Here is a 10,744-nt window from a genome sequence, read left to right on the forward strand (position 1 = left end):
CGCATCCATCTCATTCCAGCGTAGGAGCTAGCTAAACTTGCACTAACGGAACGTGTCAACATATTCCCAACACATCGGCGCGTTTTTCTATGTAACAACCTCGGGCAGCTCGACGCTGACCGGCGTTGGTGATGTTTCGAACGCGTCTGGCGTGCCCAGCAGTTCTTCCGCAGTCTGCCCGTCGTCGGGGTTGATGGCTACGATGGCAGGTGGCCTGGGAACATGCGGCGGCCCTTTGACGTAACGCTCGGGATACGCTTCGTAGTGCCTATCCATGGTCGCCTGTCGGACCTGCCAGGTTGTTTCAAAGCGCCCGGTGTAGAGGTCTTCCGGCGTGAACAGCGCCAAGCCTTCATGCGGTCGGCGGCTGTAGGCCGGGAAGAACTCGCCGCACCACTGTCGGGCATGCTCATCGTCTCGAAAGCGCCCCGGGTAACTTGGCCAATACTTGGTGGTCTTGAACTGGCTTTCGCTGAACGGATTGTCGTTGCTGACTCTTGGCCTCGAGAAGCTTCGCTCAATGCCCAGGTCCGAGAGCAGATCGCCAAAGCTATGCGCGATCATCGGTGAGCCACGGTCTTGATGGACGATCAATTGCTGGGGCTTGATTGCCCGGCGCGACAGGACTTCGCGGAACAGGTGGCAGGCCAGACCGGCGTTTTCCTTGCGCGAGACCATCCAGCCCACGGGATAGCGGCTGAACAGGTCCAGGATGACGTAGAGGCACAGATAGATACCGCGGGCCAGAGTCGGCAGCTTCGTGATATCCCATGTGTAGACCTCGTCCGGTGCTGTCGCCTGCAGTTGCGGCTTGACGTGGTGTTGGGCCGGACGCTGGTTGCGACGCTCGGATGTTTCCTCGCGACGAGCCAGCAGGCGATACATCGTCGAGATTGAGCCCAGTAAGGTGCCCTCGCTGAGCAGCGTCGCGTAGATCTGGCGCGGGGCGGCATCCAGGAAGCGTTCGGAGTGCAACTCATCGAGGATGCGCTGCTGCTCCGGTTCCGACAGGCCGCGGCCGGTGCCCGCCGGCGCCGAGGTGCGGTCCCGGCGCCGGCGATCGGGATAGCACCAGTGACGCGGCACGTTCAGTGCCCGACAGGCCTGTGTTTTGGGCACATCCGCCGGCAGTGCGGTCAGGCAACTCACGATTTGTTGTCGTCTTTGTCGCTGTCGAACAGGTGCAAGACTTTTTTTTGGAGATCGACCAGTTGCTCGGCGACGTAGGCGCGTTTCTCCAGCTTGGCATTGGCCTTTTTCAGGCGCTCGAGCTCCTTGTCGCGGGCATCAGCGGGCTTGCGACCGGGCTGTCGAGCAGCCACGCCCGATTCGCCGTGCTCGGCTAGGTCCTTGCGCCAGGTCGACAGTTGGCCCGCGTACAGGCCCTGGCGACGGAGCCACGCACCTTTCTCGCCAAATGGCAGCTCGTCGGCTTCAGCCAGAAGGCGCTTTTTCTCACCAGCACTGAAGCGACGTCGGGTACGCTTCTCAAGGCGCGGGTCGGTGACAACTTCGTTGGAATCAGACATCTATTCACTCCGTAAGCGCCCTGAATGTTACAGATAAAACCGATCAGGTGCTGTTGGGAAGGATGTTGACACACAGGGTAAGACCAACGGCTAGTCACGCCATTATTTGTTACATCCGTTGGCCAAAAGCCGAGGTTTTGTAAGACGGGAACTTGCTTTTCCAGGCTGTACGGGAAAAACATAAGCTCCCATAAAGAGTCTACGGCGTGATCGCTAGCATTAAGTCAGGATTGAGATCGCCTTAATAGAGCCGGCGCAGAGACCGGAAAATGGCGTCTCAACTCACTCGCCGCAGAATCTCTTTTGCGTTTGGCAATCGCACGAAGCTCTTGTTTCGACGATGAGCCTAGAAATCTTTTAATTTGCTCTAGACGCTCTGGCCCAAATCGAGCAAGAACCTGCTCCTGGGCTGCCCGAGAAAAGCGATTCTTCTCCAAGATGGTGCAAACAAGATTCCACATGTCGTACTTTAGGGCGAGGTCTTCCTTTGCGCTAAACGCTGCAGCATCGACGAACCTCTCTAAGTCTTTGAGAACCCGCTGATTAACAAGATCAAGCTCTGTCAAACTCAAATCGCTAATTTGACAATTAGAACCGAGCACACCAAAAAACCAAAGCAATGAACGGCAACGAATCAGAATTGGCGGATGCGTTTGGACCGAAAGATTTTGGCTAAGATCGTCCTGTACCTCAACTTTCGAAAGAGTCTCGATGTACGCATTAATATCCAGCCTAAGATGCGAGTCATCCAGGCCAGAGACCGTTTTGATTAGAGCAGTTATGCTCTCTTTTAAGTACCCGCAGGCAATTAGACCGAGCCGATCCGCCGAGATTTCTCTATGCTTTAGCGCGATCTTATCCTCTAGCGCCAAATGATCCGAGCCATTAATTACCGAGCCATGCCCAAAAAAATGATGGGCCAATTCATGGCCGATAACAAAACATATTTCCCGCTCATCAAGCAGCTGTACTAGACCAGATGAGAGCCGAATTATGCAGCCCGAACCCTGTGACGGGAGGCAGTTTGCCTGGATACTCGAATCTGGGAAAACGTAAGCCTTAACAGTTTCCCTTTCCAGGCCAAGCTTTGATAGTGACCCAGAAAAAGCCGCCTCCAATTCCGGCGTTAACTCTGGCGTTATAGGAAACTCATTTAACGCACATTGAGCCACCGCCGCCGAAAGCTCCTCATTCGGAGCAAGGGAATTGATTGCCGACTGATCGTCTGAAGGAAAACGCAAAGCCTCCAATCGATCCGCTCCGGCAGGGCCCGCCTCACTCATATTTTTTCCGCTCATCGCCTATCAGCTTGAGCATCTCCTGTGCCCGATCTCTTTTAGGGCCTTTAGGAAGAGTGTTAAGTCGGTTATTCCACTTCGTAAACTCTTTCCGGAGATGAGCCTTAATTTCCGATTTAGACCAACCGTCTTTTATCCCTAGAATATGCGCACGGCTTTCTGTGGCTGAATTCTCGACGCTCAGCGTATTAATACGCTTATCCCGGATCGCCTCTACTTTCTTTTCATCGAGCTCGAGAGCCTTGGAGATTTGGTCGAGAACCTTAATCTCATCTTTATCCACAACGCCATCGGCTGCCATTACATCATGGCAAAGTTCGATGGCTTCATATTTTGCACCTTGCAACTCAAGCGCCCTCAGCTCCTTGCAAATCTCACCTATCTGCAACTGCCCGACCTTAGCGTCTCGCAGAGTATCTGACAATGCTTCGTTTAGAGTCTTCTTCCGACTTTCTCGATCGTCGCCCTCAAAGCTCTCAAGGTGCTTCTTAATCCAACGCTTAACAACTTCTGACTCTTTTGGATCAACCGAGCCGTCTGAGACAGAAACCGCAACTGCCAGTTTTGCACTAAGCTCTACAGCCTTATCTTGTGATTCTTTCGCTTCAATGTAGCCCTTTTGAGATAGCGCCACCTCTCTGTTTAGTACTTGCGACCACAAAGTTGCCGCATTTGATGCTTCGGAATGCCTGCCGAGACGGATATCAAAAGGCTTACCAAGATCCATCAGTCGAAGGAAGATTTTTATTCTCTGACGACCACCATAGGGAGCGATCAACAGATCAGGGATAACGACGCCCGCCTGAACCCAATTTCCAAACCCATAACCAGGCTTTAAAACAGGCAGCTCAGAGCCATTTTGGTAGGCAATAGTCTCCTCCTCCTGGAAATCTTCAAGAGCTGACAGGACCGGGAGAAGTTCCTGATTTTCGTCTTCCCAGAAGACGGAAATAATTAGCTTCGTCCTTGTGTTGGTGTTTACGGGGAAAAGACCTCGGAGCTCGACTGCGAGGGCGTCAAACTGAGCGTCGCCCTGTCCAAATGACTCCTTTCGGCAGCGCGCTTCGAGTTTGCTCATAGAGCCGGAGGGAGCAGAGCCCTGCGCTTCACGGCCCCTATTCGTTAGGGCCTCCCCAATTGCCCACCATATAAACCAAACTACTCCAATTACAATTAGGACTTCCATGGCTAATCCACCTGAAACGCTTCAACTTCGGAGTCTTCCATCTCTTTCTTGATACTTTCGTTGATATCAACTTCTTGGAATTGGCCACTTGCAACGTCCTTAAAATGACAATGCATGCTCCCGTTATCATCGATAGAAAAGGAAACCTGAATTTCTTGACCCTGGGGACGACCGGGAGGAAGGGGCAAATTACCCTCCCATATTGTCTCCGTAAAGTCCGGGTCCGTCTCTGGAGTCGTACAGCTAGTGACGGTAAGAGCGACGTCCCGTTGGTCGTTAGCTACTGTGTAAAACGTTTCGGTGACTTTACAAGGAATTGCATCTCCTTTCTTAATAAGGACGGAGTTCTGCATCTCTTGCTGCCCAGTAGCGCGATCAATGCCAATCGACAAAGTTCCAAAGCAATAGGCTGCAATTTCATTCAAGCCAATACCGGATACGGCGCGACTCTGAGCAGGGTTTAGGCTAGACCTGTCTGCTTTGCTTGCGGAATATAGTGCAGCCCCAAGCGCAACCACTTCATCAAGGTTGGCAGTCTCCACAGGCTCTTGATCGAATGCCTTTTGGGCAATATTACGTACAGCAGGTACGCGACAGCTGCCACCCGCCATAAATACGCCGTTTATATCACTTGTTGATAATCCCGCCTCTTCGAGCGCTGACTCACAGTGCATTTGAACCTGCGCCAACAAGCCCGAGATCTCTTCCTCGAAATCCGAACGAGTCACTTGGACAAAATCTCTGCGACCAACCCGCGCTTCAGTCGCCTCCATAGTCGACAGAGCCTTTTTTAGTCTTTCGGCATCTTCTCGGCCGAAATCGTCCGGCGCCATCGGGCTGCCGGTTTGTGTCTCGAATTTCTTAGCCACCAGTTCGGTCAACGCAATATCAAAGTCATCGCCACCCAATCGCGACACTCCAGAAGATGCTTTGACATCCACATTTTCCCCGTTGATGTTAATTATTGAGACATCAAACGTGCCTCCACCAAGGTCGAAAACAGCGTAATGGCCGTGAAGTGATGACTGCTTTTCGTGAGCATAAAAGAGCGCCGCAGCTGTTGGCTCATTAATGATGCTTCTGACATTGAGGCCGGCTTTACGGGCAGCCTGAAGCGTGGCCTCGCGCGCTTCGTGCGCGAAATTGGCAGGGATCGTGACAACCGCCTCTGTAACCTCACCGAGCTGAGTTTCTGCAATATGCGCAAGCTTCTTTAATACCAACGTACTCAATTCGGTTGGCGTAAGCATCTGGCTGCCGACTTGGTGCCTTTCTGAATGACCCATTAGACGCTTAAACCTGGCACCTGCCCGACCCTCATTTTTAGAGTCATCTAATTCGATGAGCGATTTGATTTGAGCATTTTGGCCGACAACGATTCTACCGTTAGCTTCGGTTACACAGGATGGAGTGATATTATGGCCCTCTGCATCACGCAGAATCACCGGCCGACCAATATCGTCGATATATGCAACTGCTGAAAAGGTTGTTCCTAGATCGATTCCTATAACTGCCATCACTCACCCTCCTTACTCTTAAATTTGAAAATTTCGATTTTGCTTTTTTTAATGATTTCGCTATGTTTTGGCCCTTCAAAAATATAGGCAGGACATTTCACTTCAGCGACAGTCATGTCCTTTTCAGGATCTTCTGTCTCCCATGTTGAAAACGAATCTGAAACTCTATCAGCGAGGTCCGTAACAGATTCGCCGGTTTGGGGGTAATACACTTGAATGCCCAGGGAAGAAAGGCTTTTTTCAATTAGCTTAGAAAGCATTTCTATATCTTTTGGATGAATTTCTTCATCTTTAAGAATCTCAGTGCAAAAATCGTGTACTTCGATGATTTCAGACGCTCCCTTTTTGAATAAGTGAATCTCGTAGCCATCTTGCAGCTTCGATATTTCCTTTTCCCGCTTGTTCACGGCGTCTTTAAACACTGCAATAAGGTCATTCTGGTCAGCTAGTTTAGAATCAACTGTTTCATATATAGCTTTTGCGAACTGTTCGAGGACCCCTGGGAGGGCCTCCATATATTCTTTTGATACGTCCATATGTCGATGTAGCACTTCGGACGTGTGCTCAGGTAGGAGAGCATTCTCTTTTCCCACCAACACCCTCCTCCATCGGTACATATAAATGCAAAGCCCGCATGCAACAAGCGTCGTAGATATAAGCAATATGAGAATGACTACTGGTACTTGCATGATGTCCTCTGTTGGTCCTCTACCATCCTGGTTTTCTCAAACCGATCTACATGGCTTGTGAAGTTCGCTAGGACGCGATGATCGCCCAGCCGGTTAGATCGCAATCCAAGCGTGTCAATCGTGAATAGCCCAAGTCTATTGGGTGAAAGCTGCACCCACTGATTGATTCGGCTTCGAATCCAGAGCTTGGCCTTTCGTAGATTCCCTTGAACGGCGAAGCTATCCCCTGTCAATGCACGCCCCGCGATTTGATTATGCACCCTCCGATAAGCTATTCGCAAATTCTTGATCTTTAAAAACAAAAATAGATCCTATAATCAGTTGCTTATGGCATCTTTTCGGCGCGAAGATAGTTGTGATATACGTCACGCTCGTACTTTCACAATTGCGGCAGTTATCTTTAATGACGCTTGCCCCTACCATCTGTTTAGAAGCGCGATTGTGGATTTTGCAAGTTCCTCCGGATTGCCTCGAGTATGAGTAGCGTTACGTCACTCATCACTCGATCGTCCCCGAGGATTCTTCTAGATAAATCTTCTTGGGCCGTGAAAGCTTCCATAGCGGCGGCTTGCACTGCAGCCGGAAAATCGCCGTGCATAACCTGATCATCGCTGTTGTGTTTTATTTGCGAGACAACTTGGTCTTTTTCCATGACCTTGTCGGTAAGGGCCTTGAAATGGTTCACCACATCAGCCTCGGTCCAATCGCCGGCGCCGTAGATTTCGTTAAGCCGCTGGATGATTACCGACATCGGGTCTTTTTCAGGCTCGTGTGGGTTCCCGGAGCCGAGGCCATCGGCCGGTTGCAGGGGGTCCCCGTCACGGAGTTCCAGCGCGCGTTCATTTTGTTTCTGCAGGCGGTATCGGCTGAGTTCCAAGCCGGAGAGGTCGATTTCCTCGGTGGGGCGCTCCTCGCGGAGCAGCGGGCGGAGGTGGCGGGCGAAGACGTTAAGGCGCTCTAGGTCCTCGTCGGGCATCGGAGTGACCTGGGAGATGAATTCGTAGAAGCGGGAGAAGGTGCCTAGGTTCTTTCGGAACAGATTGAGGCGGTCCTTTTCCTCGGCCGCGGCTTTTCGATTTTCGGCTGCGCAGCGCTGTCCTTCTGTGTCGCCGGCCCGATCGGCTCGACGTTCGGCGGTTTCGGCTTCGTTGATTTCCTGCAAGGCCCGGCGGTAGCGCGTCTGGAATCGGTCGACGGGGGCGCGCATCAGGTAATTCAGGCGGTCGGCGGTCTGTTCGGGGTCGTAGAACGACTCGGCAAAGGCATCGACCTCATCTTGCGTATAGATGCGCTCGGCTTCCAGGGCGTCCTGAACGTCGTAGATCCGGTTCGGATCGGTGACATTTTCGAGTCGTGCGGTTCGGTAGTAGGGCTTGAAGGCCTCCAGGACGTCGTCGGGGTCATTGACGAAATCCAGCACGAAGGGATCCTCCTTGCCAGGATAGGTGCGGTTTAGCCGGGAGAGGGTCTGCACGCAGTCGACGCCCTTGAGCTTTTTGTCCACGTACATGGCGCAGAGCTTGGGCTGGTCGAAGCCGGTCTGGAATTTGTTGGCGACGATCATGACCTGATAGTCGGGCGTATCGAAGGCTTCGCGCATGTCACGGCCGCGCAGGCCCGGATTCATATTGCGCTCGTTAAAGGGCTCTGGCCCCATCTCGGGGTCGTTCACATCGCCGGAAATGGCCATCATGGCCTGTATACCCGGATAGCCTTTCTCCGCCACATATTTATCGAAGGCCAGCTTGTAGCGCACGGCCGCCTTGCGAGAATCGGTCACCACCATCGCCTTGGCGTTTCCCTCTAGCAAGTGGGCGACATGCTGGCGGAAGTGCTCGATGATGACCTGAACCTTCTGCTCGATATTGTAGGGATGCAGCTTGGCCCACTGGTAGATGCGGCTGGCGGCGCGGGTCTTGTCGACCTCTTCATCTGGCGCAGTGGCCTTTTGCTCGATCTCAAAGGCGGTCTCGTAGGTGGTGTAGCGGCGCAACACGTCCAGAATGAAGCCTTCCTCGATGGCCTGCTGCATGGTGTAGACGTGGAAGGCCTCGGGTACGTTTTCTTCGCTGGGCGGCTGATCCGGCTCGGGCGGGCGCCCGAACAGCTCCAGAGTCTTCGCCTTGGGCGTGGCGGTGAAAGCCAGGTAGCTGATGTTCTCGTTTGGACCTCGAGCGGCGACGCTGGCGGCCAACACATCTTCGGCGCTGAGATCCTCGCCTTCGGCGATCTGCTCGGCCAGCAGCACCTGGCGGAGCTTGGAGGCCGTGGCGCCGGTCTGCGAGGAATGCGCCTCGTCGGCGATCACGGCAAACTTCCGCCCCTTCAGACCGCTTCGCTTCTGGATCAGCTCGAGCACAAACGGGAACGTTTGAATAGTCACGATAATAATCCGCGCTGAACGTTCCAGCGCTTCTGCTAGCTGCTCGGATTTGCTGCCTTCGCCCTCATCGCGATTGACCCGGGCAACCACCCCTTCTTTGTGATCGAACTGGTAGATCGTTTCCTGGAGCTGGTCATCGAGCACCGTCCGGTCGGTGATGACGATGACCGAATCAAACACCCGCTCGTCGCCGGTGGTGTGTAGCGAAGCGAGTTGGTGAGCGCTCCAGGCGATGGAGTTGGATTTACCCGAACCCGCGCTGTGCTGGATCAGGTAGCGCTGCCCGGCACGCTCGCGCCGCGCGTCGCCCACAATCTTGGTGACCGCCTCCCACTGGTGGTAGCGAGGAAAGATCAAGGTTTCCTTGGTCTTGCCGTCGTCTTGCTTCTTGACTTCCAGATGGATAAATCGGTGGAGGATGTTGAGCCAGGTTTCGGGCTCAAAGACGCGCTTCCATAGGTAGTCGGTCGCATAGCCGTGCGGGTTGGGTGGATTGCCCTGGCCGCCGTCGTAGCCTTGGTTAAATGGCAGAAAGAAGGTATTCGCACCTGCCAGGCGGGTCGTCATCCAGACTTCTTCCTGGCTGACGGCGAAATGCACCAGCGCGCGGCGCTTGAAGGCCAGCAGCGGCTCGTCCTTGCGGGTCTTCTTATCCTTCGGCGGACGGTCGAACTTGTACTGCCGCTTGGCGTTCTCGATGGCCTGCTTGAACTCGGACTTCAGCTCCAGGGTTGAGACCGGGATGCCGTTGACGAAAAGCACCAGGTCCAGGCGCGGGTTGTAGTTCTCCCGGGCATAGGGCGAGTAGGACACTTCCTGCGCCACGCGCAGACGGTTAGCGTTGTACCGGGCCAGGGTGTCCGGGTTCAGGCCGTGGTCGGGTCGGAACTGGCACAAGCTCAGCTTGACGCCTCGATCCTTGATGCCGCGCCGAATGACGTCCAGCGCACCGCGCTTGTCCATCTCGCGCGCCACGCGCCGGACGATCATTTCATCGGTGCGGTCCTGGTAGAACTTCGATAGCCGCTCGATCGCCTCGGGCTGGGTCTCACGCAGCCAGGCCAGCAGTTCCTCGGGATAAAGCGCCAGCTCGCGGTCGTAGCCGGAGGCCGGGATCTCCGCCCAGCCCGCGCCGGTCATCTCACGGATGATGGCCTTCTGAAACGGACGTTCGGCAGCTTTGTCGGTCATGAGGCGGCGTCCTCTTGCTCAGGCGGCTTCCAGTCGCGGACGTCGATTTTTCCAGTGACGGCGGCGGAGATCAGTGCTGAGCGACGCTCTCGTAGAAGCCCAATCATTCGGTTTGCTGCTTCAGTCGCGGCCTGGAGTCTGCCCAGAACATCGGTCAACATCTTCACGATTTCTTTCTGCTCAGTTTGCGGAGGAACCGGGAAGGTCCACTCGATAGCATCGCCAATGTTGAACTGCTTTTGCGCTGCTCCATATTGAACCTGACCAACTTGGAAACGGCCAACGCGGCTATTTAGAGCATGACACAGCCAATCGGATTCAAATGGGCCGGATCGAATAACCATGACTGATGCGCAGTTCGCGCCATCGAGTTCTGCAGGGACAACTGCAGTGACTCCGGGATAGCCAACGCGAACGCAGACCAAGTCTCCTTTACGTAGTCGGGACTGGTGAAGTTTCCTGCTGTCGGCATCACTCATTCTCCGGACGCCATTAAGTTTGAATCCTCCCTCGACAATGTTTCCTCCGAACAAGAATGGAACGCCCTCTTCTTGAACATAGATGGAAGGATTGATTACCAAGCCGACACTAATTTGCGGAGAAATGTGCTTGAGGCGTTTGACATTCCATTGCGCCGGCACTTCGCCCAGCCACTCGACGCCGGAGTCTTTCATCGGGGTGTCGGGGTTGAGGCCCTTGGTGACGGCGTGGGAGATGACGGCCTGGCGTTTTTCCTTCAGCAGCTCGATCAGTCGCTGCTGTTTCTCGATCAGCCGGTCGATCCGCGCGGTTTCGTGGTCAAGGAAGGCGGCAATGGTGCGTTGTTCATCTAACGGCGGAACGATAATTTCTGGGTCTGTTGAATTCCAAGTGGGTTAAGCATACACATGCGGATTGAGACTGCGGAAGTCGAGTTTCCCTGCCAGCAGGAAGATCACGGTCCTGGCTGTG

General features: G+C 54.0%; 9 protein-coding genes. 1 reads left to right on the plus strand and 8 read right to left on the minus strand.

The genetic code is table 11. The features are described 5' to 3' along the window. Nucleotides 1-87: 87 nt before the first annotated feature. The 8 genes from ACDC67_RS14455 to ACDC67_RS14490 all read right to left on the minus strand — a co-directional run bounded on the left by ACDC67_RS14455 (nucleotide 88) and on the right by ACDC67_RS14490 (nucleotide 10,467). Nucleotides 88-1,149: a transposase gene (locus ACDC67_RS14455; protein WP_376694267.1), complete on the minus strand. Its 1,062-nt coding sequence runs from the start codon at nucleotides 1,147-1,149 to the stop codon at nucleotides 88-90. Further along, a complete protein-coding gene (locus ACDC67_RS14460) occupies nucleotides 1,146-1,529 on the minus strand; it encodes a hypothetical protein (RefSeq protein WP_376694268.1) in 384 nt (127 codons plus the stop codon). The genes ACDC67_RS14455 and ACDC67_RS14460 overlap by 4 nt, the downstream gene beginning before the upstream one ends. A 224-nt stretch (nucleotides 1,530-1,753) precedes the next feature. Then, entirely contained in the window at nucleotides 1,754-2,812 is a 1,059-nt protein-coding gene (locus ACDC67_RS14465) for a M48 family metallopeptidase (RefSeq protein ID WP_376694270.1), read from the minus strand. After that, complete coding sequence (locus tag ACDC67_RS14470; RefSeq protein WP_376694272.1) at nucleotides 2,805-4,013, minus strand: tellurite resistance TerB family protein; 1,209 nt, start codon at nucleotides 4,011-4,013, stop codon at nucleotides 2,805-2,807. Before ACDC67_RS14470 ends, ACDC67_RS14465 begins: the two co-directional genes overlap by 8 nt. Nucleotides 4,014-4,015: 2 nt before the next feature. Continuing rightward, a complete protein-coding gene (locus tag ACDC67_RS14475; protein ID WP_376694280.1) occupies nucleotides 4,016-5,530 on the minus strand; it encodes an Hsp70 family protein in 1,515 nt (504 codons plus the stop codon). After that, nucleotides 5,530-6,123: a hypothetical protein gene (locus ACDC67_RS14480; protein WP_376694273.1), complete on the minus strand. Its 594-nt coding sequence runs from the start codon at nucleotides 6,121-6,123 to the stop codon at nucleotides 5,530-5,532. The genes ACDC67_RS14475 and ACDC67_RS14480 overlap by 1 nt, the downstream gene beginning before the upstream one ends. 523 nt (nucleotides 6,124-6,646) lie before the next feature. After that, nucleotides 6,647-9,793: a type I restriction endonuclease subunit R gene (locus ACDC67_RS14485; RefSeq protein WP_376694275.1), complete on the minus strand. Its 3,147-nt coding sequence runs from the start codon at nucleotides 9,791-9,793 to the stop codon at nucleotides 6,647-6,649. After that, nucleotides 9,790-10,467: a restriction endonuclease subunit S domain-containing protein gene (locus ACDC67_RS14490; RefSeq protein WP_376694277.1), complete on the minus strand. Its 678-nt coding sequence runs from the start codon at nucleotides 10,465-10,467 to the stop codon at nucleotides 9,790-9,792. The genes ACDC67_RS14485 and ACDC67_RS14490 overlap by 4 nt, the downstream gene beginning before the upstream one ends. A gap of 33 nt (nucleotides 10,468-10,500) precedes the next feature. On the opposite strand from ACDC67_RS14490, the gene ACDC67_RS14495 reads away from it, so the two are divergent. Then, nucleotides 10,501-10,626, plus strand: a complete 126-nt coding sequence (locus ACDC67_RS14495) for a hypothetical protein (protein ID WP_376694278.1) — start codon at nucleotides 10,501-10,503, stop codon at nucleotides 10,624-10,626. The last annotated feature ends 118 nt before the right edge of the window (nucleotides 10,627-10,744 follow it).

It is taken from the genome of Wenzhouxiangella indolica (genome assembly GCF_042310355.1).
In the GTDB taxonomy this organism is placed as follows: domain Bacteria; phylum Pseudomonadota; class Gammaproteobacteria; order Xanthomonadales; family Wenzhouxiangellaceae; genus Wenzhouxiangella.

Coding starts and splice junctions, on each gene's coding strand:
- ACDC67_RS14460 (WP_376694268.1), bottom strand. CDS start 1,529: ATGTCTGATTCCAACGAAGTTGTCACCGACCCGCGCCTTGAGAAGCGT.
- ACDC67_RS14465 (WP_376694270.1), bottom strand. CDS start 2,812: ATGAGTGAGGCGGGCCCTGCCGGAGCGGATCGATTGGAGGCTTTGCGT.
- ACDC67_RS14470 (WP_376694272.1), bottom strand. CDS start 4,013: ATGGAAGTCCTAATTGTAATTGGAGTAGTTTGGTTTATATGGTGGGCA.
- ACDC67_RS14475 (WP_376694280.1), bottom strand. CDS start 5,530: ATGGCAGTTATAGGAATCGATCTAGGAACAACCTTTTCAGCAGTTGCA.
- ACDC67_RS14485 (WP_376694275.1), bottom strand. CDS start 9,793: ATGACCGACAAAGCTGCCGAACGTCCGTTTCAGAAGGCCATCATCCGT.
- ACDC67_RS14490 (WP_376694277.1), bottom strand. CDS start 10,467: ATGAAAGACTCCGGCGTCGAGTGGCTGGGCGAAGTGCCGGCGCAATGG.